The following is a 22,464-nucleotide window of genomic DNA, read 5'->3' on the forward strand; positions in this document are numbered from 1 at the left end:
ATCGACGGAGAAAGAATCCACTTTTGCAATGGCAAGGTCGATATCTTTTCCTTTGAATAGCTTTTCCAACGGAATGGAAACAGCTTGTTCAGAAATTGAACCGCCGGCAAGACGATGCAATTCGGTGATGATTTGGTGTGTTGGGAATTGGTTCACCACAGTAACCTGGACTTGATCCTTATTATAATATTCACGTACCGACAACGCAGAGAGTAATCCAGCGTATCCGGCACCTAAGATGACGATTTGTTTTGACATAGTTAATCCCCGTCCTTACTAATGGAATGTTTTAAGAATTATTTATCGTTTTTACGTTCTGAAGAAACTTCAAGGAACGCCTGTGCGAAACGGAATAGCTTCTGTGCCTCTGGGTCCTTCATCATTCTTAACAGACCAAAAACACCGATTACATCATGATTCGCTTCTGCGCGGTCCTTCGCTTCGATTGCGGTAGCTGCAAGACCCTTCACGGAATCGACCACAGGTGTTGCGATTTCCGAAATGGCACTGACTGTATCGTTTTTCAGGACATCATCCGTTGCGACTGATTGAGCGAAGTCATAAGACTTTGTTAAAATATTCACTAATTCAGTTAGTTTTGGCAAATGATCGACTAAAGTATTGAGGGATTCCTGAACCTCAGGCTTTAAAAGCTGATCCAGTACATCTTGACGTGCATTTAATTGTTCAGACTGTGATTGGGCAATCGTTTCTGACATATCCCATTCTCCTTTGCAATAAGCATTTTGTTGATTTAGTTAGAAAAAGTTGTAACATATTACACAAAGTGTTAAATATAAATACTTTTAATAATGTAATAAAAGCTATCCTATAGTATATCCCTTTCGCTCGATGAAAACAGCTGATTTTTTAAAAAAACTCGATATTATAATCTTTTCCTCGATATTTAAAGGTATATCATCATGAAAAACTCACTTCATCGCCATTTTTCATGATAGCAGCAAAGCGCCTTCTGTTGCATATTTCCCTCTGTACTAGCCACCCTAAATGATGGAGGTGAAAAATGTGACTGAATCACAATCCAAACTCGCAGAAGAGAATCATGATCGGAAGCATAATAAACTGGTTGGCAGTATGGAATATACAAAAGTACAAGTACTGGAAGGCATGAACGGGATATCTGACGTGTACCTCAAAAACCTTGAAGAAGGCATGGGGGAAAATACGGAGGAAAGATAAAACTTGTACGGTAAATAAGGTTCCGGAGGACCCGGAACCTTGTTTGGATAAAGCAGCCTTAATGGAAACCCATCAATTCCTTCACGTTCTTACAGTTTTCCTTGGAGGTGAGCATTTCCAAAAGCGTAAAGGCAACACCGAATGCAGTGGAAGGATTGTAGGAGGTAATGATGTTGTCAGCAACGACAATCGGATCATTGACGACAAGTGCACCAAACTCCTTAAGCTGGGTTTGCCTTATACTGGTTGGATGGTTGTAGGTAGTCGCTTTCTTTCCTTTCAATATCCCGCTTTTTCCTAATGGAAGGGCCGCTACACAAATCGTTGCGATGATTTTCTTTTTAGCATGAAAATCTTTAATGACATCAAGAAATTTCTGATCATAAGCATCGTCGTAGAAACCGGCTTCTTCAAAACCGCCTGGAATGGCTAAAGCATCGAAGTCATCAAGATTCACTTGATCGATTGTAAATTCGGGCTGCACGATAAAATTCCAGGTACAGGTTAATTGCTTATGAAGTCCCACCGTAACTAGATCAGTGGTTCCGTCGCCCTCTACTTTATTCCAGCCCAAAACATCCGTAAACACACTCGCTTCAACCGCTTCGAATCCGTTGGATAACAGCAGCAATACTTTTTTCATAGCAGCATCTCCCATACAACATATTTGTATTCATTATATAAAAAGCAATTCTTCAATTACATATCATTAATCATGCATTCATTCCATTTTTCTTTACTTTATAATGTATATAAAGGCTTTCCTTTAATAATGAAAAGTGATGGTGATTGAATTGGATCGCACGGATAAAAAAATACTCTCCTTGCTGGAGACTAACGGGCGCATGTCGATGAAGGAGCTGGCCCAGCAGGTTTCCTTAACAGCTCCGGCCACGAAAGAGCGGGTAAATAAGTTGGAGGATACTGGCGTGATAAAGGGATATAAAACGGAAATAGCCCTTGAAAAGCTTGATAGGGGATTGACCGCATTCGTTTTGTTCGAAACAGATAGATGTAAGGACTTTTATGATTTTTGCTTAAGGCATCCAGATGTTCTGGAGTGTCACCGATTAGCAGGTCAATACAGCTATTTGATTAAAATCAGTACATATTCGATGGAAACACTGGAACAGTTTGTTGATGAGGCGATAAAATATGGAAAATCTTCGACACATCTAATTTTCTCCTCGACTTTAAAGGATATTTTCCCAAGGAAGTAAATATGACCTTATAGTAGCGCAATCGGATGTCCGTCTCATTAAAAAGGATCCCCCATTGTCGCAATAGGGGAGTCATGACTTCAGTAACGAATACATATATGTATCATGCGGTATGCCGTATTGATAAATATAGCTTCTTAAAATTCCTTCCTGGATGAAACCATGCTTTATCAATAAATTGCTTGATGGTTGGTTCTCCAAAAAAACGACCGCTCCGATACGAGTTAAATGGAGGGTGTTGAAACCGTAAGCAATGATTTCTTTTAGCGCTTCCGAAGCAAATCCGATGCGCCAATGTGCTGGATGGATTTTATAACCGATTTCAGCTCGTCTGTAGTTCGGGCTATATGCATGAAAACCGATTGTGCCGATTAACTCCTTCGTATCTTTTCGTTCAATTCCCCAACGAATGCCCCGATTTTCGAGGTAGTTCTTCGCAAACGAAGCTACAATATCCTTCGCCTGTTGGACATCGAGCAATGCATCTTGCCCATAAAAACGAGTAACTTCATCAGTAGACAAAATTTGAAACAGAGCCTCGGCATCATGTTCATGGATTTCCCTTAACCGTAACCTTTTTGTGTTCAATTCCGGAAACATAGAATCCCTCCCTGTGAACATATTCGGCTTCCGCAAACGGTTTTCCTTTATTATGAAGGTGCTTTTTAGCGGTATTTTTGATGCTTGGCGGGCAAGCTAACGGTAGCACGTACTTAATATATAATGGTATGAAGGGGAGCTGCATCATGGGAAAAAAACATCGTAACCGCGTCAATTCACCGAAAAAGAATAACCATATTCCAGAAGAGGTCATCATTGCCGAACATGAAGCACATGGAAAGGAATATTCGGCGAATAAACGAAAAAACGGACCAGGCAACAATACCGATTGATTGAATGATTACCGCTTTTGCCCTAATGAGGCAGGGCGGTTTTTTCATGCTTCACAAACTGGCGTTTCCTGGTACGAAACGTATAAAACGACCAAAAACCACAAACTAATAAAAACTTTAAAGGATGCTTATGACACTAAACCTCAAATCGGCACATGCTTATGCTGCTTTTCTGTTAGTCTGTTTGTTTGGCGGAGAAAGCGTTAGCATCTTTCTTGCCATTGAAGGGTGCTTCCTATATCTTAAAGATTGAAGAGCCTTTGAAGGGGGATAGGTTGATGAAAGCACTTGTTTTTAATAATTTTGGCGGGCCGGAAGTTCTTTCCGTTAAGGAAATTGAGGAGCCGGAACGCGCCAAATCGGCAGTGATCGTTCGAATGAAGGCAATCGGCTTGAATTTTGCCGATGTATATAGAAGAAAAGGGAATTACCATTTGGTAGGCGACCCTCCCTATATTTTAGGGTATGAAGGCGCTGGAGTCATCGAATATGTCGGAGAAGAGGTTCATCATGTGAAGGTTGGCGATCGTGTCGGGTTTGCTGATGTTCCCCATGCGAATGCGGAGCTGGTTTCCGTTCCAGCCGACAAGCTGCTGCCGCTGCCCGATGGCATTTCTTTTGAAACGGCAGCTTCTGTTTTACTTCAAGGATTGACTGCACAATACTTAACCGATGACAGCCATCCTGTTAAAAAAGGGGAAACCGTTTTGGTTCACGCGGCTGCAGGTGGAGTCGGCCAATTATTGACGCAGATGATCAAAATGAAAGGCGGACAGGTCATTGGCTTAACCTCATCCGATGATAAAGCCGCTGTCGCCAAAAAAGCGGGTGCCGCCCATGTATTTCTCTACGAATCGGACTGGGTGAACTCAATTAAGGACGTAACGAATAACATCGGCGTGGATGTCGTTTATGAATCTGTCGGGCAAACCTTAATGAATAGTTTCGAAGCCACCAAGACTGGAGGAACCGTCGTTTTCTTTGGAATGGCAGGCGGTGACCCAGACAAAATCGATCCGAGAATGTTGATGGATACCTCCAAAGCCTTAATAGGAGGAGATCTTTGGAACGTATTGACTACCCATGAAGAACGGAAAAGAAGAACGGCGGATTTATTTGAATGGATCATGTCCGGGAAAATCCTGCTCGATGAACCGACTCTTTTCTCAATGGAAAACGGAGCCGATGCACATCGACTGCTGGAAAGCCGGAAAAGTACCGGGAAAATACTATTGATACCATAAAGTGAAGAAGGCTATCCATTTTCTAATGGTGGCCTTTTAGCTTTATTCATCTCCTTATCCATACTGATGCTCAGAAGCTTTCGTTAGTTCCTTTTTATAGCCCCATACTTTAGACCCTTGGATAACTCGATGATAAAGAACGCTGTCATGACGCATTTTAAGGCCCGCCCCCATTGCCACCTGCCGACATGATTTTTCCATCCACAGTACAGAAAAGCAACTCACGAATCCAACCGCTCCAACCGCTCCAACCACAGTGAACCACCTCCAACTCACAAACGTCCCCCCGCAATCCACAGACAACATCCGCCATCCACATACCTCAAAAAATCCAAAAAAAAGAAACATACATACTGTCCCTTTTGGAAAATCGCCGGTATTTCAACGGAAAACAGAATAGATCGGCCCAAAATCGCAGTTATATCGACGAAAAAAGAAATAAATCACCGAAAACCGCAGTTATATCGCCGAAAAAGAAATATATCAACAAAACTGCAGTTATATCAACGAAAAACAGAATATATCAACGAAAACTGCATATATATCGCCGAAAAATAGAATATATCAACGAAAACTGCACTTATATCTGCGAAAAACAGAATATATCACCGAAAACCGCATTTATATCGACGAAAACCAGAATATATCAACGAAAATTGCACTTATATCTGCGAAAAACAGAATATATCACCGAAAACCGCATTTATATCGACGAAAAAAGGAATATATCAACGAAAACCGCACTTATATCGCCGAAAAATAGAATATATCATCGAAAATTGCACTTATATCGACGAAAAAAAGAATATATCAACGAAAAACGCACTTATATCGACGAAAAAAAGAATATATCAACGAAAATTGTACTTATATCGCCGAAAAATAGAATATATCAACGAAAATTGCACTTATATCGACGAAAAAAAGAATATATCAACGAAAATTGCATTTATATCGCCGAAAAAAAGAATATATCACCGAAAACCGCACTTATATCGACGAAAAATAGAATATATCACCGAAAACCGCATTTATATCGACGAAACAAGGAATAAATCACCGAAAACCGCAGTTATATCGCCGAAAAAGAAATATATCAACAAAACTGCAATTATATCAACGAACATCACAAAAAAGCAGTTTGGGTGCAACTCATGCGAGACGTTCCTGTTGTATGGCGAAAAAGGATTGAAGTGATTTCTTTTTATGTGCGAGTGTGGAGTTTCGGACTGACGGGGAAATGGCATGGCTGCCGAATTTGCGGATCAGGGCCATTAGCTTGTCCAACTCGCCATACGTATCGTTTCTAATGCTTGTCACATAGTCGGAAGCAGTTTGCTTATCTTCGTTCGTCCGTGTCTTTTTTTCTTCCTCGGATCCTTTTTTTACACGGGAAATAAGCCATTTCTCACACCAGTCATTCAACACGCGGCGGATGAAGTCTGCTTGATGGTGCTTATGGAGAATAGGCTTGATATGTTCTGACATTTCCGAATCACTTACTTCCCGGCCGAGAGCTTTCTGTGAGATGTTTTTATGAAAATGCTCGCGTTCAAGCAAGCTTTTGATCGATTCTGCTTGGTGGGCGTACTTTGCCAACTGTTCCAGGGTTTCATTGTAAATGATCTTACTTAAATAGGCAGATGCCTGTTTTGGTGCCAGAAGTAAATGCTTGTTGGCAGGAAGGGCATAGCCCAACTTCTTAAGAGAATGCGTATAGACGAAGCGGGCTAGCTTTAGCAATTCCTGTTGAATATCGTTGGACGCGTCTTGCAGAAATGAACGGTAAACATACTTGCCGACCCGTTCCAATTCCATGCATACCGAATCACTGATATGACCTAGGAAGTTCGTGTTAAATATCGTTTTTCGCAGCAAAGTCCGTTCTGCCCGATTTTCCATATATTGCTCCAATATGCCTTCGTTGAATGTAAAAATAAGAACTTCCTTCTTAGAAAAAGCTCTGCTAGCAAAAGTAATCGTCACCAAATGACCTAGTGCATCATGGACTGAAGCGATTGCATCCAGTAAACGCTTCCTTGTGAAGAGTGAATGACCATCAGGAACGATTTCAGCGTAATCGAATAAAACCTGTTCCGACTTCGAAACGGACATGCGAAAAGCGGCCATCAGCAACAGCCGTTTTCCATGAATGCTTAAGCCTTTGAAGGCATCGCTATAAAAAAACCGGTATTTCTTGCAATAACGGTCAGTCTTCCTATTAAAACCAAGATTACTGGCAGGGCCGATGTTGAACTTATATAGAAGATTTCCGTCTTGATGAACAGGCACGAACACCTTTTGAAGAGACCCTGTAGGCGTGGTGAATTTCTTGATGATCTGCTTTAAGTACTTTTCTGTTGTTCCGACGCCGCGTGCCATCAGATGAAGCGGACTCTGGATCACCCCATCCCAATCACTATGAAGCAAGGCGTACAAACACGTATCGAATTCAGTGGAAGATACATTTCTTAGCAGGTAGTGGTAGGTTTCCTCATAAATCATCCGCTTTTATCCCCTTTCATGCAGAGTCCTTTCTCCGACTATATAAACATTCAATAAGGAAAAGTAGCATCGTCCGAGCTATTATTTTCGCGGGTAATTGTTGAAGGCTTATGTTTGTAAGTCTAGCAGTCGAACTTTACAATTCGTTTTACCATTTCTGAACAGTTAGGGTGAAGATGAAGATTACATCATGTGGTACTTTTCAGTGCATTCATAAACTAACATTCTTTATAGTGTAAAAAGGGGTACCTTATTCCAATAATCTTAGTACCTCTTTCTTTTGAGATGGAGGATTGTCGAGTCTTTTTTCTTTTATTAGGTTTATTTATCTCGATACAGGGAAATTTACTACCGTAATACATTAATACATTTTTCATCATTTTATGTTTTTTATTTTAAAGGAGGAAATATTTTATGGGTTTTATTTGGGCACTTATTATTGGAGGAATTATCGGTTGGATTGCAAGTCTTATTGCAGGCCGTGATATACCGGGTGGAATTATTGGGAATATAATTGCTGGCTTTATCGGCGCTTGGTTAGGCTCACTTATCTTAGGGTCTTGGGGACCGGAAGTAGGAGGCTTCTTTATAATACCTGCTATTATTGGGGCCATTATCTTAGTTTTTATTATCAGCCTTATTTTAAGAAGTATGAGAAAACGTGGTTGAATTTTGAAACGGACACAAATCATGTGTCCGTTTTTTTATATTAATAATTTATACAGAGGAAGCTTAGTCGTAAATTAAAAAACTACGAGTATTTTTACTACTTTTAATTTTGGTTAGCTACATTCTAATGCTTAATAAGCTAGCTTTTATTTATTCTATTTGTGAAGGAGATTTATGGATGAAAAAGTCTCTGTTTGATAAAAAGAAGGCTCTTGGTAATGGGTTAAGTCAAGCCAAAGCAGATGCCAAGCCATGGCTATTTCGCTTTGCTCGTTTTGGGCATATGGCTCAAGGATTTGTTTATTTCCTAGTAGGATTGTTGGCCATTCAAACGGCATTCGGTCTAGGAGGGAAATTAACAACATCACAAGGGGCTTTATATACCATTGGAAAACAACCATTTGGATTTCTAGTGCTTATCATTTTAGCTGTGGGTCTTAGTGGATATGCATGTTGGCAAATTACAAGGACAATCTTTGACCCTGAAAATAAGGGTTATACGATGAAAGGCATTGTTAGCAGAATTAGTTATTTGGTGGTTGCTGTTATTTATATTGGTTTATGTGTCAGTACGGTAAAAATTTTACTTCATACAAGAGTTCATACATCTAGTGGACATTATCAAACATTATCGGCTAGAATGCTAGCACAGCCATTTGGGCAAACGATCATTACCATCACGGGCACAGTCATTCTTATCGTCGGAATAGGTCAGATTTTTGTGGCATTGTCCGGTCGTTTTCAAAAACAGTTAAAAAAGAATGAAATGAGCCAAAATGAATGGAAGTGGAGTAAATACCTTGGGAAGTTTGGAATTTCTGCACGTGGCGTAATATTTGGTATTATTGGAGTTTTTCTTATTAAAACGGCTATCCAAGCTGACCCGGATGAAACCAAAGGTCTCGATGGCGCACTTGCTGAGTTGGCCAATCAGCCGTTTGGACCTGTGATACTCACGATTGTTTCACTTGGTTTAATTGCATACGGTATATATATGTTTGCAGAGGCACGTTACAAAAGACTTAATCCCCCCAATTAATTTTTTTATATCCATACAAAGAATAAAAAATGAAAAAACCTGTTAGTGGGTAATTGTTTCCCCATTTACAGGTTTTTATAAGGAGTTGGTCAATTTTGGATAACAGAAACCCAAGGGATACTTTTTTCAAAAAGAAGATCCTAAATAGCAAATTCATTGTATATACGATAATCACCTTTTTACTTAGCATCACAACCTTTGCTTTATCTAAAATCACTTTTATTCTGGTGCCGTTCGCAATATTTGCACAAACGATCTTTTTACCTGTCTTATTAGCTGGTGTCTGCTTTTATTTGTTTAATCCATTGATTAATTATTTGGAAAAGAAGGGGAATAAGAGGGTTCTATCTGTTCTGTTACTATATTTAGTCATAATAGGTGTGTTGGCGATCGTCATTTTATCTGTTATCCCCCCTTTAAAGGATCAAGTACAAAGTCTAGTACATAACATTCCAAAAATCAGTCATGATATTCAAGATATGGTTCAGGATGCTTCTCAAAATAAGTATATTAAACAGGGCGCTCAATCGACTAATACCGACATAGATAAGGTTTTTAAAAGTTTTTCCGGTCATCTTAACGAATATATATCCGGCTTTTCACAGGGCGTTCTTACTTTTATTGGTACACTCACTGAAGTTATCCTAGCGTTTGCTGTCTTACCTTTTATCCTTTTTTATTTATTAAAGGATGGTAAAGATTTACCGAAATACATCGTAAGACTTTTACCCAATCAAACACGTCCCGAAGCAAAAGAAATCTTTGGGGACATGAATCATGCCTTAAGTTCATACATTCGAGGTCAAATTTTTGTTGCTACTTGTATCGGTGTCTTGTTTTTTATTGGCTATTTAATTATTGGGATTGACTATGCGTTATTACTCGCTATTATTGCTATGTTGACAAACGTAGTCCCTTATTTGGGACCGATTATTGCTATTTTACCGGCTATTATCATTGCTTTTGTCATGTCACCATTCATGGTTCTAAAACTGGCTGTTGTATGGATCATCGTCCAATTACTTGAAGGTAAGCTAATATCACCTCAAATCATGGGAAAAAGCTTGAACATTCATCCCATTACTGTCATTTTTGTAATTTTGACTGCAGGCAATCTTTTCGGAATTGTAGGTATTATTCTAGCAGTTCCGGGTTATGCCATTCTGAAAGTGATTGTCACACATCTTTATCAATTTATCCGTTTACGTTCAAGTATGTATACAGATACAAAGAAAGTTAAGAAAGAAGAACCCACTCCTTTCAATATCAAGCCTAGAGAAGAAAAATAGAACGAACAATACTGTAATATCACTTGGAATCAAGAAACAATGGTTTTACAAAACCGTGCTTGTACCAAGAGGATCATATCAGCCTGAATGGATTTTTCCGAATAGTTGTCTCCCTACTTTCAATTTCGATAAAACTGACCATTTGTTCGTAAAGTATGAAAATTCAAAAAAATATTTTTCCAAAAAGTGTATGAATGTGCTCACTATGTTAAAATCGTATGGAAATACTATCTAATTTTTTACATAGGAAAAGAGGGGATTGTAATGGTGTATCAAGCTAGTAAAGAGAGATATAGTCAAATGAAGTATAATCGAACGGGAAATTCTGGATTGTTACTTCCAGCTATATCTCTTGGTTTATGGCATAATTTTGGCGGAGTGGATACGTTCGAGAACGGTCGCGACATGGTGCGCAGGGCGTTTGACTTGGGCATTACTCATTTTGACCTGGCCAATAACTACGGTCCGCCTCCGGGATCTGCAGAAGAGATGTTTGGAAAAATATTAAAAACGGATTTTGCTCCGTATCGGGATGAACTTATCATTTCGTCAAAAGCCGGTTATCATATGTGGGACGGACCATATGGAGATTGGGGCTCCAAAAAGTATCTCGTTTCTAGCCTAGATCAAAGCTTACGACGGATGGGACTTGACTATGTTGATATTTTTTATTCGCATCGTCCGGATCCACATACCCCTCTTGAAGAAACAATGGGAGCACTTGATTTGATTGTAAAGCAAGGAAAAGCGCTGTATGTCGGTATTTCCAGCTATGATGCAGAACAAACGGCAGAAGCGATCCGCATTTTGGACAACTTAGGAACACCAATGTTAATTCACCAACCAAGCTATTCCATGCTCAATCGTTGGGTTGAGGACGGCCTGCAGGATGTGCTCACAGAAAACGGTGTAGGGTCGATAGCATTTTGTCCGCTAGAGCAAGGCATTTTGACAAACAAGTATGTATCAGGGGTCCCTTCAGACTCCAGAGCTGCGAAGGAATCAGGCGCCTTACAGGAAAAGCGTCTGACCGATCAAGTCGTTAGTCAAGTGAAGGCATTGAATGAGATCGCTTCCAATCGTGGACAAAGCCTCGCGCAAATGGCTTTAGCCTGGGTGCTTCGCGAAGGCCGTGTAACATCCGCATTAATCGGTGCGAGTAGAGTAAGCCAAATCGAAGACAATGTTGCCGCGTTGAACAACCTGAACTTTACAGAAGAAGAGCTAGCGAGTATCGAGAATATTTTGCAAAGCTAATATCATAATCCAAAGGAAGAACTGCCAGCTTGGTAGTTCTTCCTTTGTCAATATCGGTGTATGTCCTTACTGAACATGCATTTTCCCTAAATACGTACGTGTAAATAAAATAGTGATGGATGAGGAATTTGTAATGAAAATCAGTCAAACGAGCAACTTCGAATGTATCGCTACACTTAATAAATATGTACACGATTTACACTCCAATTTATATCCAGAACATTTTAAGGAATATAACTATGAAAAAGTGAAAAAATACTTCAAAAGTCTTGTGAATAACGAAAGCTTCCTTTTCCTTTTGTTGGAGGATGACGGGGAAGCACTCGGCTATGCTTGGATAGAGCTGAAAGTATATCCGGAAAATGCGTTTAAAAAAGGATATAAGTCCGTATATGTACACCAAATCAGCATAGCGGACACAAAGAGGAATAAGGGATATGGTTCAAGTCTTATGGAACATATATATCAAATGGCGAACAATCGAGGAATAGATGTAATAGAATTGGATTATTGGTGTGAGAACAGCGTGGCAAAGAACTTTTATAAAAAGCAAGATTTTATCAAGTACAGAGAATTCGTGTATAAAAAACTCTAGGAGACCTTAAAAATGACTACTTCAAAACAACAAAGGACCTGTAGCAAAGGACACAGGTACTATAAAAGCAGCGACTGTCCGACCTGCCCGACTTGTGAGCAGGAACGTAAGCCCGAAAGCGGGTTCCTTTCACAACTCTCGGCACCAGCCAGACGGGCGTTGGAACACAATGGGGTAACCTCCATACAACAGCTGTCAACATTTACGGAAAAAGAGATTTTAAAATTTCACGGAATGGGACCAGCTTCCTTACCCAAACTTAGGGCAGCTCTGCAGGACAACGGGTTAACATTCAAAAGCTAAGCCCAGGGGCAATTACGTATCCTGTGTACGTAAAACAAGTAATTCAGCTGCCATGAGGATCAAACTTGTAATTCGGCATGAAGGAGCCTTCTTCGTAGCTGCTCTCTCCTCATTAATTAGCGCTCTTTTGTTATGCTAATCTCGAGCAGAATATCTCAGGGAAAATACGCTGAATTTTTTCAGGCTGCCGAGCCGACAGCCTTTATCTTTTAGGAAAAGGGGAACTACGTGAACTATAAAGTCATAATAAACGTACCTATATCTAATCATGAAGTACCTGAATTAAGAGAGCTTGTTGGCTGGGCAAGACGTGATCAGGACTACCCTAGATTGCTTGAGCGTTGCAATTTCTGGGCTGGAGTAAGAAACGAAAATAACAAACTTATATCATTCGGTTATGTTGCAGGCATGGGATTAGAGCATGGCTATATGGAAGACATCATGGTTCACCCTGATTATCAAAGAAGGGGGATTGGTGTGAAGCTAGTAAGAGAATTATTAAGAGAATCGGAACGAAATGGCTTAGAAATCGTCACCTTAACATATGACCTTAAACATCAAACCTTTTATGAAAACTGTGGCTTTACACCCTGTTCAGTCGGGGTATGGAAAAGACAGCAATGAACGGACCGGAAGGCTTATGGTGAGGATGTTAATATGTTAATAAAATGGATTACGTGCCAAGTGGATGAGAAAAGTATATTGCCAGTTTCAGAGGCACAAGAGAGATGGCATGATTTTAAAAAAACAAAAGGGTTTTTAGGTCAAATAGGTGGGTGGAATAAAAACAAGACATATGAAGCAAATATTATATCTTTTTGGAAAGATCGCTATGTCTATCAACATTTCATGGAACAACAACACGATGAGATATTCGAGAGCAGTAATCAAAGGAATACATATAAGAAAATCTCCGTTAAAATTTACGACAAAATGTTTGATATAAATTCAACTGACATTACAGAAATTTCAGGTGACGGAAATCTCCTTAGAATAGCAGACTGCTGTGTACATATAACTAAACAACTTCACTTTGAAAAGCAAAAAGCAGATTCATCTGGAATGTTAGCAGGCGTATTTTGTAAAGATGCAAAACGAAATGATAAATATCTGGTTGCTTCATTATGGGAAAACAATCAGTCACATCAACGGTATGTTGATAATACAATACCTTCATTAATTGAGAGCTCTGGAGTCAAAGGCGCTGCAATAAGAATTACCGAAAATGTAATAGAAATTAATCCGAAATGGGTGATAGAGTAATATACTGGTAGGAAGAAAAAGCAGGGAGTTCGATGAAATGCAGGAAATGATAGGCGGTTGTTTTGTCTTTCTAACGGGAGTTATTTTCCTATGGTTTGGATTATTTCAGTACGATTGGCTGTATAAGGGCATAAAGGAAATTGAAGAAGGAAAAATCGATATTTTACCTTTTATAAGTGCGTATTGGTTCTGGAGAATTGTTTTCATCGGAAGTGGGATATTCCTCATTTTTATAACTGGAAATTCATTCATTAGGTATTATGTTTGAAAGGAAATTCCGTTTATCTTCTTCAAAATAAAATGTTGAGGAGGAAAAAATAATGTCAATCAAATTTATAGAACAAAAATACATAGAGCAAGATGACTTAAGAGGCCTTTATGAAGATGCTGAGTGGTATGCTTATACAAAAGATTTAAATCAATTACAACAAGCGTTACTTCATTCTTTGCTTGTAGTAACAGCATGGGATCAGGGGAAATTAATCGGTTTAACCCGAATTGTTGGAGATGGACTGACAATAGTCTATATTCAAGATATTTTAGTTTTACATGCATATCACAATCAAGGCATTGCAACCATCATGATGCAGCATGTCCTTGAAAAATATAAAGATGTACGTCAGAAAGTCCTTTTAACAGAAGATGCACCAGATGTACGTCACTTCTACGAAAAGAACGGATTTCAATCTTGTGATAAAGGGACCCTAGTAGCTTTCGCAAGCCTTGATTAGGGGACGATTAGCTATTCGTCTCCCTAAGGAAATGTATTAGTTAAGGTTCTCGCGGGATAGCAATGGAAGATGTGGTAAATGAATTATCATCCTTTTCCATTTATAGAAGGTTGGTATAGGATTTGAGTCATTATTTTGTCTTAAGTTAATGTAATCTTCAATGGCTTGTTGAGTTAAAGACAGCTCTCATTTTTAGCATACAATCCTACAAACCTATGGGCAATGGAAATTCTATCTTTAATAAAATGCACAGTGGAATGGAACGGAAGGCAACGAGACTCCTGCGGGAAATGCGTGTCTACGTGAGACACCGCAGGCAGAAAGCCGAGGAGGCTCACGGACCGCCCGCGGAAAGGGAGTGCCTGCAGTGCAATGAAACGGATAAACAAATGAACTGGTTAGTTTAAGAAACACCTACCAAATACCAATGTCTGTCTATTTTTTATTTCCTGGAAGTTTTCATCGTTATCATTTTTTAAAGGCCTTTTGTCGTTTGGTGAATATACAAATCCTGAAAAGTTATCTGTAATTCCCCGATAAAGTCAGTTTTTATATTATATAAACTTTGGGAGTTTAATAAAAGAGGTTATATAGTAATTCACTAGCAATCTTTGTTGAAGGGATAATGAAGAGATTTCTAAATGGATTTTTATAATAATGATATTTACGCTATTTACGATATTTAAAGAAAAATGGTGGATCCAGCTCTTTTCAGTGTTTCTTGGTATGGCAGTATTTATATTATTCATTATTTTATTTGTACCATAAAAATGAGCTCTCTTTTTCCAGTATCATCTTAAATTAACGGGTGCTCGAGTTTAACAATGTATGGAATTAACGGAGCAGGATAGTTGAAGAGTACTGTTTGACCTTTATTCAACAATCGGGCCATTTTGTTAAAGATTACTAATCTAAATCAGCAGAGGTGCACATATATAAGAGTATTGTGAAATATAGAGAGGGGAGTAACAAAAGATGGCATTTGCCGTTGGGTATGGAATTGCATTTATAGGAGCACTTGTAGCTTATCAACTTAGCAGGGGTAAGTCTAAAAAAAGAAAACTCATTGTTTGGGGGATCGCTCTTATGGTGGCAATATCACCATTCTTATCTTTTTCGGTTGGGCTAACCTACGCATTTATTGTTAGGGATGGGTGGGCAGCTTTGATTATGTGGTACTTGTTCCCAATCGGCTTCATCATAGGACTTATTATGCTACTGGTAGGCATATTTAAGAAAAAGGAAATAGAGAAGGTCATGTAACTTCTTCAACTAAGTGGTGCGATTCTCGAAGAAAATTCGCTTTTCTTAATGAACTAAAGGGGAAGGTTAGTTGAACAAGGATTGAACCTTTATTAGTGTAGGAATCGTATAAAAGAAAGTAATACGGAAAGAAACGATAAGGGATGACAAATAGTGGAAACTTGTAGCAAATGGGGAAACGAACTTAATAAATCTTCAAATTCAATCTTAAGACTATTACAAGGATTAGAAATCCCTTTCATTTGAATTTGTCAGGTTGTTCCACATAAAACTATAAACCCACATTTAGAACAAACATAAGGAGATACTTTACTATAAATTGGACTATCCGTGAAAGACCTCTTGTTTTTTTATTTATCTGAATAATTAAGTGGTACGATGGAAACTTTGATATTACAGGTCTATTTTTTAATAGCAACTAATTTTCATAAGCCTATTAGGCTTATTTTTTTAGGACCGATTCCCCAATAGATTTCTACCCCCTTTTTCAGATAAAGGAAGTAGGTGAATGGTGTTTAAGTTCAGAGTTACCTACTTGATCTTATTTTATTAGTTGAGTCCTGACATACAGAATCCCTTTCTCCCATTATAGGATCATTGCTGATTTATCATAAATGAGGACAAACATCGTTCCAGTTCTATTTCTGATGAATATACTATTTTAACGAATGGAAAAGGGGGGATATTTGAATGGGAAAGTACAATGATTATAAATATTACGACAACTATGATAACAATAATAATAATAACAATAACTATAATAATAACAATAACTATAATAATAACAATAAAGATAAAAAAGACAGTTTTAACTTTAAATGTTATAAGAAGTACGATTATGATTGCCAAGAATATTACTATAAGTGCTATAAAAAGTACGATCATAAATGTTGTTGTGATAAAAAATGGAACGATGAATACTAAAAATGAATGTTAAAGAAGGTGACTATATATGGTATTAATGATTTCTCCACTTATTATGCCGTATACTATTAGTCCCTTCATGCTTTTACTAAAGGCAGCATCTAGCTGCCTTTATTATTTCCATACAGTAATAATATGAATATATCCTGGCATATCTTTTCCATACAGGGTTTAGTAATCAACTAACGTGCGTTGACTTAAAACCGGAGCTGTCTTTAAAAGGTAGCTTTTTTTTATACACTAACAGAGCATGATAGTTAAAAGATTACATAAGGAGTTGCACAACAATGGGGCGAGATTGCGAAGGATGAATGGCTGACTTTACAAAAGGTAATTTAGTTAAGGATAGCCGAAAGAAGGCATTTTTCAATGGAGCTATTATTTGGAATTTAATGCATAAGTTTGGAAGTAATGCCCATTTCAAACGTAAGTAATGTAAAAGACTTAAGGTTGGGAGGCATAAGGATGAGGCAGCTTTATATAAAGCAGAAGGTATTCAGTCTTAGCGGGAAATTTACAGTAAAGGATCAGCAGGAGAAGGATATATATTACGTGGAGGGAAGTTTTATGCAAGTTCCAAAGACTTTCTCCATTATGAATACGGCAAGAGATGAAGTAGCACTCATTACGAAAAAGGTGTTCAGCTTTTTGCCAAAGTTTTTGGTTGAGGTTAATGGTCGAGAGGTATTAACAATAAAGAAGGAATTTTCCTTCTTTAAAGCACGATATACAATTGATGCGGCAGGCATTGAAGTACATGGTAATTGGTGGGATATGGATTTTCAAGTTTTACAGCATGGTGAAATCGTAGGTAAAGTGGGCAAGGAGTTTTTCACTTGGGGCGATAGCTACAAGGTTCAAATAATGGATGAAGAAATGGAAACCATCATTATTGCAATCGTTGTTGCCATTGATTGTGTGAAGGCGGATCAAGCCGCTACTTCCTCAGCAACGTCGATTTAAAAGTAGAAGTGTTAAATTAAAAGGTAAAAATCACCGCTTTAATAGGTGCGGTGAACGGTACCATAAATAAATGACAAGGTCATTTGGTACCAAGGTATTATACTCGTTCATCAATAAAGAATTCGCTTTTCTTATAGAACTAACAGGCTGTACGGATTAGGAACAAATTGCACATGAAAAGAAGTGGACCCCGTACAAGATCTAGACTACGCAACGGCTAAACTAGTCATCTTTCCATCTATAGAAGGTTTTTATAACAAAAAAAACAATGACTCAAATCCAAAGAGGTATAACAATGACATGTTCATTAAACCCGATTTCCAAAGATGAAAAGCATATTCTTCAGAATTTATATTCCCTGTATTTACATGACCTTTCAGAGTATACCGACGGTTTAGATCTATCGACAGATGGATCGTTTGAATTTGATTCATTTGATTTAATTTGGCAGAAGGAAGGGGTAACACCATATTTTTTGCAGAAAGATAAGACAGTTGTAGGGTTTTTATTACTTTTAGAAAGACCGTTTTTAAACAAGGACTATGATTACAGTATTAATGATATTTTTATATTGAAGAAATATAGAAGAAAAGGTATGGCAATCTCATTATTAAAGGAATTGTTCAAACAAAAAAAAGGCAGTTACTTTGTTGTTGAACTAGCTAAGAATATACCTTCTGTTATATTTTGGAGAAAGGTTTTTAATGAGCTGAATATAGATTATGAAGAAAAAAAGAAAATTATCGATGATGAAAAATGTTTGGTTCAATCTTTTCAAATTTAAACGAGATTATCGAGCGAACGGGGCAACTTTGCTCAACAAGAATATGTTAGAAATCGGAGCTGTCTTGAAGGCAGCTTTTCCTTATGGCACTATCGGGGCAGGATAGTTTAATAAGAAACATCAAATTGGTAAAACTACTTAAGTAAAAGCTTAGTAAAGTGAAATTAATTTTTATACGTTTATTAGTAGTTTTTATGCTAATTCAAAATATACCACTAATAGTTCAAGCTAAAGAAATCAAATATAATCACAATGTTCCTCAAAATATTCCTAATGATTGGACGTTAGAAATAAAAACATATCCTTGGGGTGAAAAGACAAAATTACTAATTTTAACTTGCACTATATGGATAGCGACGATAAATATTTGCAAATTAGTATTAAGCAAGGCAAGAAACCTTTTAATAAAGAATTGCACATAAACGAAGAACAGGTAAATATAAACGGACATAAGGGCTTTTTTGTGGAATGGGGTAATAGTGGTGAGTTAGAAAAAAGGGGGGAAGTTGTTACTGGTGGTTTACTTCGTTGGATACAAGAAGGAACTTATATAGAAATGCATAGCTCACGGATATCTAGGAATAAAATGTTGGAAGTTGCAAGGTCAATTAAATAATTTATAGGATTAACGGGGCAGGTTAGCTGATTTCGTAATTTTAATTTAAAATAACATAGAAAATCAGCTTCCTATTTAATTGAGAAAGCTGACTTGTACTTTAGATATTAATTTCGATCACTGTTTGCCGAAGTATAAAGAATTAATTCTGCAATAGTCGCCCACGGTTGTCCAATACGAGAATTTAAAGCTTTAAATTTAATGTAACGCCCTGTTTTTTTATTAAATGGAATCAAGATTTCTTCCTTTGTATCAGCTAGTGTTCCCTTTGCAACAGGCTCTCCCCAATTGACTCCATCCTCACTTACAAAGAATTCATAATCTTGAATATCATTACTAGCATTTTGACGAGCGATAAAGCCCAGTTCATTAACTTCCTGAGATTTCCCTGTATCAATTACAATCTCGTGAGGGAAATTGGGAGCACCTGTATTCCATGGTGTGTGCCACATAGTTGAAATATCACCATCAAAAGCTTTTTCTCCACTATAATCACTACTATGAGAACTATCGGCAGAAACTAGTTTCCAATCATCATTGCTAATTTGAGTAATTCCGCCGATTTTTTCAGTGAACTTAACTCGTTGAGCAAGTCCATCTTCTAAGTTCATTTCACCTTTATGATGAATCCAGACTGTTTGATTTCCAGAGAATACAGGAGGATTTGTAGGGTCGTAATCGATCCATGTTTGTTTTCTATCAATAGAATATTCCATCTGTTTGGTAGCTCCAACAATGCGATCTCTTTTGTCATCCACTTTCACATTTGGAGCTAATTGAGTTAGTTTGTTGTTGTGAATTACTAGTTCTTTAATTACACGGTTCTGACCAAAGTCGTATGCTTGAATTTTAACATCATTTCCATCTACAAAGACCTGTAGAGACTGGTTATTGGAGCTATTAATAGCCATTTCTCCACCCGTTCCATTATTTGTGTAAAGAGTTTGCATTGCTCCTGTATTTACAACAGTAAATCCACGCTCATCTCCACCCTCTACGACTTTTTTACCTGCCCAGTCTGCATTGTTTAAATCTTGGTGAGTATGACTTGTAAATAGAACAACTTGTGGATAATCTTTTAAGATATTTAATAACTGTTCCTCTTGAAGATAATCGTTGCTATATAAAGGTATGTCTGTTCCAGAAACGCTATCTTTGAGTACGTGGTGAGAGAACAAGAAGATTGGTTTCTTTTTATCTTTCTTGGTGTAGTATTCTAGGTTCTCCTTAAGGAACTTTAGTTGCGCATCACTCATGTTTACTTCATCATACATGGTTTCATCATGGTAATGCATGTACTTCTCGGTACCTAGGAAAAGAAATGGATAGCCACTCAACTCTTTTTTGTCGTATACTTTGTCACGATCTGCGAAGTTTAAGAATCGTTGGAATTGCTCTTGTTCAGAAACAGTTCTCCAAGAATAAAATTCATGGTTTCCAGGTGTATACCACATATTTTGAGGATTTTCATTCCGATTGATCACATCGAGAACTGCCTGATACTGCGCAGGATCTCCGTTATTTGTAATATCTCCGTTAACAATTAAGGCTTTAGATGTTGGATTAATCACCTGAATGTCCTTTAATGTATCCTCAAAGTCTCGTAAGTCTCCTTGAATATCACTGGCGACGTTAAAAGAAAATGATTTATTTTGATTATTTTGCTCTGATTTGGACTCTTCAGCATTTACAGCAGAAGACAACGGCAAACCGCCAGCTAAAACAGCTGTAGCTGTCAAAGCCAGAATACTCTTCTTCATAGAATTTTTTCCAATCAATGAATGAACATTCCAAGGTATCTTTATTTCTCGCATGTTTCATTTTCCTCCTTATATATCCTGTTTATGGACATGTTTAATGGCCTTTTATATAGTAGCAACTGAATGTAAAGATAAAACCAACAAAATTTATTATTTTATTAAGGTTTTTGTATTTTTTTCCATACTTATAAAAAGAATCACTTATTCAGAGTAAGTATGCGTTAAAATATATGCGGTTGTTGGCATGGTGATAGTTTCAACTGGATTATTTCACCTCTTTGCTTCATTTTCCCAACCAATAACGCTTATGGAACTACAGCAGCTCTTTTTCTTATGCAACTATCGGGGCAGGTTAGTTTAACAAGCAATGTAATTGTTAGGGAGCGGGGAAAAGTGAATAATGCAGATAGAGATGCTTCATGCTAATCAGATTTGGAAATCGGACGCAACTATTCTTCGATTGGCTAAAATAACCTTGAAGTAAATCTTCCCAAGAGGGCTTTAGGTATTAAAAAGTATTTTGAAACAATTTTAGTATTTTTTCTGTTAGAGCTAAAAGGGCAGGATAGTTGAAGAGTGCTGTTTGACCTTTGTCCAACAATTGGGCCAGATTCTTGAATAACAGCAGGTGAATTTGCTGTTGTTGTAGAAATTAAAGTCATGTTCCATGTTCTTCAACTATGTGGATTGTATTCGTAGCTAATCGAATTATATAAGGGGGGAGTTAGTGTGTTAATAAAGCCAAAGAAATTACAACCGGGAGATCGTGTTGCAACAGTAAGTCCTTCTTGGGGGGGAGCAGGTAATCCAGAACTTAGATGGCGATATGAACAAGGTGTAAAGAGATTAGAAGAAGTTTTTGGACTGGAAATTATCCCGATGCCGAATAGTTTGAAAGGAGTAGACTATCTTTATCAAAATCCTCAAGCTCGTGCTGCAGATTTGATGACGGCATTTAAGGATGAAAGCATTAAAGGAATCTTTGCAAATATTGGTGGAGAAGATAATATTCGCTTACTTCCTTATATTGATTTTGATGTTATACGTGAAAACCCGAAAATTTTTATGGGTTACTCTGATGTGACAGTTTCACATTTATTTTGTCATAAAGCGGAAATTTCTTCTTTTTACGGTCCAGCAATTTTAACCGATTTTGCTGAAAACGTTGAAATGGATCCATATACCATTGATATGGTGAATCGAGCGCTCTTTTCAAATGAGATTATTGGCGAAATTCAACCGGCTAAAGAATGGACGAGTGAGCACTTAGAATGGATAGAAGAGAATAAGAACCAACGACGGACAAAGCAGAAAAATTCAGGTTACGAGGTACTTCAAGGCTCAGGTGTAGCACAAGGACATTTGATTGGTGGTTGTATCGAAATACTAGAGTTTGCTAAAGGAACAGAACTTTGGCCTGATAAGAAATATTGGAAAGATAGTATTCTATTCTTTGAAACATCTGAAGAAAAACCGGAACCGAATTTTATTAAGTATTGGTTGCGAAATTATGCTGCACAAGGCATTCTACAACAAGTGAATGGAATCATTTTTGGTAAACCGCAAGACGAAAAGTATTACGATGAGTATAAAGAAGAAATTCAAAAAGTTATGAAGGAATTTAATTTGGAGGATTTGCCGATTCTTTATAACTTGAATTTTGGTCATACCGAACCAAAATTCATTTTGCCATATGGAGCAAAGGCAGAAATTAATTGTGATAAGAAGTCTTTCACGATTTTAGAAAGTGGAGTGGAATAATATATGCCTAATTTGTCCTTATACTGTGATTTTAAAGCTGAGGACATATCTTAGTACTTCCATTATAGCGCGCAAATCATTTTTTTTTAATATTCTATGGATGCGTTAGCTGAAGCTCGGAGCTGTCTTTAAGGCAGCTTTTTCGTGCGCCCGGCATGGGTGCAATCTATAGGGTGTGAGTCCCG

At 37.7% G+C, this 22,464-nt stretch carries 25 protein-coding genes and 2 pseudogenes; 19 read left to right on the forward strand and 8 right to left on the reverse strand.

Features of this window, described 5'->3' with window-relative positions; all coding sequences use genetic code 11:
• Together ASU00_RS22985 and ASU00_RS22990 are read right to left on the reverse strand one after the other, a co-directional pair.
• Window positions 1–258 (reverse strand): annotated as a pseudogene (locus ASU00_RS22985) (NAD(P)/FAD-dependent oxidoreductase); the annotation flags it as partial.
• 38 nt (window positions 259–296) lie between these two features.
• Window positions 297–719 (reverse strand): DUF1641 domain-containing protein, encoded by a 423-nt coding sequence (locus tag ASU00_RS22990; RefSeq protein WP_057915774.1) that lies wholly within the window; start codon window positions 717–719, stop codon window positions 297–299.
• A 307-nt stretch (window positions 720–1,026) separates the two neighbouring features.
• Between ASU00_RS22990 and ASU00_RS25600 the strand changes: the two genes are divergently transcribed.
• Window positions 1,027–1,200 carry a hypothetical protein gene (locus ASU00_RS25600; protein WP_161809781.1) on the forward strand — a complete coding sequence of 58 codons (174 nt, stop codon included), beginning with the start codon at window positions 1,027–1,029 and terminating at the stop codon, window positions 1,198–1,200.
• 58 nt (window positions 1,201–1,258) lie between these two features.
• Here ASU00_RS25600 and ASU00_RS22995 read toward each other — a convergent pair whose 3' ends face one another.
• Window positions 1,259–1,843 carry a DJ-1/PfpI family protein gene (locus ASU00_RS22995; protein ID WP_057915775.1) on the reverse strand — a complete coding sequence of 195 codons (585 nt, stop codon included), beginning with the start codon at window positions 1,841–1,843 and terminating at the stop codon, window positions 1,259–1,261.
• 139 nt (window positions 1,844–1,982) lie between these two features.
• On the opposite strand from ASU00_RS22995, the gene ASU00_RS23000 reads away from it, so the two are divergent.
• Window positions 1,983–2,420 carry an Lrp/AsnC family transcriptional regulator gene (locus tag ASU00_RS23000; protein WP_236712816.1) on the forward strand — a complete coding sequence of 146 codons (438 nt, stop codon included), beginning with the start codon at window positions 1,983–1,985 and terminating at the stop codon, window positions 2,418–2,420.
• A 72-nt stretch (window positions 2,421–2,492) separates the two neighbouring features.
• Here ASU00_RS23000 and ASU00_RS23005 read toward each other — a convergent pair whose 3' ends face one another.
• Window positions 2,493–3,020 carry a GNAT family N-acetyltransferase gene (locus ASU00_RS23005; RefSeq protein ID WP_057915776.1) on the reverse strand — a complete coding sequence of 176 codons (528 nt, stop codon included), beginning with the start codon at window positions 3,018–3,020 and terminating at the stop codon, window positions 2,493–2,495.
• A 146-nt stretch (window positions 3,021–3,166) separates the two neighbouring features.
• Here ASU00_RS23005 and ASU00_RS25605 point away from each other — a divergent pair, with 146 nt between their 5' ends.
• Both ASU00_RS25605 and ASU00_RS23010 read left to right on the forward strand, forming a co-directional pair.
• Complete coding sequence (locus ASU00_RS25605; protein WP_161809782.1) at window positions 3,167–3,313, forward strand: hypothetical protein; 147 nt, start codon at window positions 3,167–3,169, stop codon at window positions 3,311–3,313.
• Window positions 3,314–3,591: 278 nt separating this feature from the next.
• Window positions 3,592–4,557 (forward strand): quinone oxidoreductase family protein, encoded by a 966-nt coding sequence (locus tag ASU00_RS23010; RefSeq protein WP_057915777.1) that lies wholly within the window; start codon window positions 3,592–3,594, stop codon window positions 4,555–4,557.
• 54 nt (window positions 4,558–4,611) lie between these two features.
• Here ASU00_RS23010 and ASU00_RS23015 read toward each other — a convergent pair whose 3' ends face one another.
• Window positions 4,612–4,833: a hypothetical protein gene (locus ASU00_RS23015; RefSeq protein ID WP_152983833.1), complete on the reverse strand. Its 222-nt coding sequence runs from the start codon at window positions 4,831–4,833 to the stop codon at window positions 4,612–4,614.
• Between the two features lie 876 nt (window positions 4,834–5,709).
• Window positions 5,710–7,062, reverse strand: coding sequence for a hypothetical protein (locus tag ASU00_RS23025; protein WP_057915780.1), 1,353 nt, complete (start codon window positions 7,060–7,062; stop codon window positions 5,710–5,712).
• A gap of 414 nt (window positions 7,063–7,476) precedes the next feature.
• On the opposite strand from ASU00_RS23025, the gene ASU00_RS23030 reads away from it, so the two are divergent.
• From ASU00_RS23030 to ASU00_RS23100, 14 genes are all read left to right on the forward strand, one after another.
• Window positions 7,477–7,731 carry a GlsB/YeaQ/YmgE family stress response membrane protein gene (locus tag ASU00_RS23030; protein WP_057915781.1) on the forward strand — a complete coding sequence of 85 codons (255 nt, stop codon included), beginning with the start codon at window positions 7,477–7,479 and terminating at the stop codon, window positions 7,729–7,731.
• Between the two features lie 178 nt (window positions 7,732–7,909).
• Window positions 7,910–8,770, forward strand: a complete 861-nt coding sequence (locus tag ASU00_RS23035; protein WP_057915782.1) for a DUF1206 domain-containing protein — start codon at window positions 7,910–7,912, stop codon at window positions 8,768–8,770.
• Between the two features lie 95 nt (window positions 8,771–8,865).
• Complete coding sequence (locus ASU00_RS23040) at window positions 8,866–10,059, forward strand: AI-2E family transporter (RefSeq protein WP_057915783.1); 1,194 nt, start codon at window positions 8,866–8,868, stop codon at window positions 10,057–10,059.
• 264 nt (window positions 10,060–10,323) lie between these two features.
• The gene (gene mgrA, locus ASU00_RS23045) at window positions 10,324–11,316 is read left to right on the forward strand and encodes an L-glyceraldehyde 3-phosphate reductase (RefSeq protein WP_057915784.1); all 993 of its coding nucleotides are present in this window, start codon (window positions 10,324–10,326) and stop codon (window positions 11,314–11,316) included.
• A 133-nt stretch (window positions 11,317–11,449) separates the two neighbouring features.
• Window positions 11,450–11,911, forward strand: coding sequence for a GNAT family N-acetyltransferase (locus ASU00_RS23050; RefSeq protein WP_057915785.1), 462 nt, complete (start codon window positions 11,450–11,452; stop codon window positions 11,909–11,911).
• A gap of 12 nt (window positions 11,912–11,923) precedes the next feature.
• Window positions 11,924–12,214, forward strand: coding sequence for an RNA polymerase alpha subunit C-terminal domain-containing protein (locus ASU00_RS23055; RefSeq protein ID WP_057915786.1), 291 nt, complete (start codon window positions 11,924–11,926; stop codon window positions 12,212–12,214).
• A gap of 228 nt (window positions 12,215–12,442) precedes the next feature.
• Window positions 12,443–12,838, forward strand: a complete 396-nt coding sequence (locus ASU00_RS23060; protein ID WP_057915787.1) for a GNAT family N-acetyltransferase — start codon at window positions 12,443–12,445, stop codon at window positions 12,836–12,838.
• 33 nt (window positions 12,839–12,871) lie between these two features.
• A complete protein-coding gene (locus ASU00_RS23065; RefSeq protein WP_057915788.1) occupies window positions 12,872–13,477 on the forward strand; it encodes a DUF4937 domain-containing protein in 606 nt (201 codons plus the stop codon).
• Between the two features lie 37 nt (window positions 13,478–13,514).
• Window positions 13,515–13,745: a hypothetical protein gene (locus ASU00_RS23070; protein WP_057915789.1), complete on the forward strand. Its 231-nt coding sequence runs from the start codon at window positions 13,515–13,517 to the stop codon at window positions 13,743–13,745.
• Between the two features lie 52 nt (window positions 13,746–13,797).
• Window positions 13,798–14,208, forward strand: a complete 411-nt coding sequence (locus ASU00_RS23075; protein ID WP_057915790.1) for a GNAT family N-acetyltransferase — start codon at window positions 13,798–13,800, stop codon at window positions 14,206–14,208.
• Between the two features lie 975 nt (window positions 14,209–15,183).
• Window positions 15,184–15,471, forward strand: coding sequence for a hypothetical protein (locus tag ASU00_RS23080; protein ID WP_057915791.1), 288 nt, complete (start codon window positions 15,184–15,186; stop codon window positions 15,469–15,471).
• A gap of 1,389 nt (window positions 15,472–16,860) precedes the next feature.
• Complete coding sequence (locus tag ASU00_RS23090; protein ID WP_057915793.1) at window positions 16,861–17,358, forward strand: LURP-one-related/scramblase family protein; 498 nt, start codon at window positions 16,861–16,863, stop codon at window positions 17,356–17,358.
• A gap of 295 nt (window positions 17,359–17,653) precedes the next feature.
• Entirely contained in the window at window positions 17,654–18,142 is a 489-nt protein-coding gene (locus ASU00_RS23095) for a GNAT family N-acetyltransferase (RefSeq protein ID WP_057915794.1), read from the forward strand.
• Between the two features lie 346 nt (window positions 18,143–18,488).
• Window positions 18,489–18,758, forward strand: coding sequence for a DUF4367 domain-containing protein (locus ASU00_RS23100; RefSeq protein WP_236712817.1), 270 nt, complete (start codon window positions 18,489–18,491; stop codon window positions 18,756–18,758).
• Between the two features lie 107 nt (window positions 18,759–18,865).
• Here ASU00_RS23100 and ASU00_RS26455 read toward each other — a convergent pair whose 3' ends face one another.
• Together ASU00_RS26455 and ASU00_RS23105 are read right to left on the reverse strand one after the other, a co-directional pair.
• On the reverse strand, window positions 18,866–19,321 hold the full coding sequence (locus tag ASU00_RS26455; RefSeq protein WP_269085354.1) for a discoidin domain-containing protein: 456 nt from the start codon (window positions 19,319–19,321) through the stop codon (window positions 18,866–18,868).
• Window positions 19,322–19,327: 6 nt separating this feature from the next.
• Window positions 19,328–20,518 (reverse strand): annotated as a pseudogene (locus ASU00_RS23105) (DUF4073 domain-containing protein); the annotation flags it as partial.
• A gap of 729 nt (window positions 20,519–21,247) precedes the next feature.
• On the opposite strand from ASU00_RS23105, the gene ASU00_RS23110 reads away from it, so the two are divergent.
• Window positions 21,248–22,279 (forward strand): S66 family peptidase, encoded by a 1,032-nt coding sequence (locus ASU00_RS23110; protein ID WP_057915796.1) that lies wholly within the window; start codon window positions 21,248–21,250, stop codon window positions 22,277–22,279.
• Window positions 22,280–22,464: the final 185 nt, after the last annotated feature.

This window comes from Peribacillus muralis (assembly GCF_001439925.1).
GTDB lineage: Bacteria > Bacillota > Bacilli > Bacillales > DSM-1321 > Peribacillus > Peribacillus muralis.

What these genes read in the sequence shown, in the direction of transcription:
- ASU00_RS22990 (WP_057915774.1), bottom strand. Translation starts at nt 719, where the DNA reads ATGTCAGAAACGATTGCCCAATCACAGTCTGAACAATTAAATGCACGT.
- ASU00_RS22995 (WP_057915775.1), bottom strand. Translation starts at nt 1,843, where the DNA reads ATGAAAAAAGTATTGCTGCTGTTATCCAACGGATTCGAAGCGGTTGAA.
- ASU00_RS23000 (WP_236712816.1), top strand. Translation starts at nt 1,983, where the DNA reads ATGGTGATTGAATTGGATCGCACGGATAAAAAAATACTCTCCTTGCTG.
- ASU00_RS23005 (WP_057915776.1), bottom strand. Translation starts at nt 3,020, where the DNA reads ATGTTTCCGGAATTGAACACAAAAAGGTTACGGTTAAGGGAAATCCAT.
- ASU00_RS25605 (WP_161809782.1), top strand. Translation starts at nt 3,167, where the DNA reads ATGGGAAAAAAACATCGTAACCGCGTCAATTCACCGAAAAAGAATAAC.
- ASU00_RS23010 (WP_057915777.1), top strand. Translation starts at nt 3,592, where the DNA reads ATGAAAGCACTTGTTTTTAATAATTTTGGCGGGCCGGAAGTTCTTTCC.
- ASU00_RS23025 (WP_057915780.1), bottom strand. Translation starts at nt 7,062, where the DNA reads ATGATTTATGAGGAAACCTACCACTACCTGCTAAGAAATGTATCTTCC.
- ASU00_RS23030 (WP_057915781.1), top strand. Translation starts at nt 7,477, where the DNA reads ATGGGTTTTATTTGGGCACTTATTATTGGAGGAATTATCGGTTGGATT.
- ASU00_RS23035 (WP_057915782.1), top strand. Translation starts at nt 7,910, where the DNA reads ATGAAAAAGTCTCTGTTTGATAAAAAGAAGGCTCTTGGTAATGGGTTA.
- mgrA (WP_057915784.1), top strand. Translation starts at nt 10,324, where the DNA reads ATGGTGTATCAAGCTAGTAAAGAGAGATATAGTCAAATGAAGTATAAT.
- ASU00_RS23050 (WP_057915785.1), top strand. Translation starts at nt 11,450, where the DNA reads ATGAAAATCAGTCAAACGAGCAACTTCGAATGTATCGCTACACTTAAT.
- ASU00_RS23055 (WP_057915786.1), top strand. Translation starts at nt 11,924, where the DNA reads ATGACTACTTCAAAACAACAAAGGACCTGTAGCAAAGGACACAGGTAC.
- ASU00_RS23065 (WP_057915788.1), top strand. Translation starts at nt 12,872, where the DNA reads ATGTTAATAAAATGGATTACGTGCCAAGTGGATGAGAAAAGTATATTG.
- ASU00_RS23070 (WP_057915789.1), top strand. Translation starts at nt 13,515, where the DNA reads ATGCAGGAAATGATAGGCGGTTGTTTTGTCTTTCTAACGGGAGTTATT.
- ASU00_RS23075 (WP_057915790.1), top strand. Translation starts at nt 13,798, where the DNA reads ATGTCAATCAAATTTATAGAACAAAAATACATAGAGCAAGATGACTTA.
- ASU00_RS23080 (WP_057915791.1), top strand. Translation starts at nt 15,184, where the DNA reads ATGGCATTTGCCGTTGGGTATGGAATTGCATTTATAGGAGCACTTGTA.
- ASU00_RS23090 (WP_057915793.1), top strand. Translation starts at nt 16,861, where the DNA reads ATGAGGCAGCTTTATATAAAGCAGAAGGTATTCAGTCTTAGCGGGAAA.
- ASU00_RS23095 (WP_057915794.1), top strand. Translation starts at nt 17,654, where the DNA reads ATGACATGTTCATTAAACCCGATTTCCAAAGATGAAAAGCATATTCTT.
- ASU00_RS23100 (WP_236712817.1), top strand. Translation starts at nt 18,489, where the DNA reads ATGGATAGCGACGATAAATATTTGCAAATTAGTATTAAGCAAGGCAAG.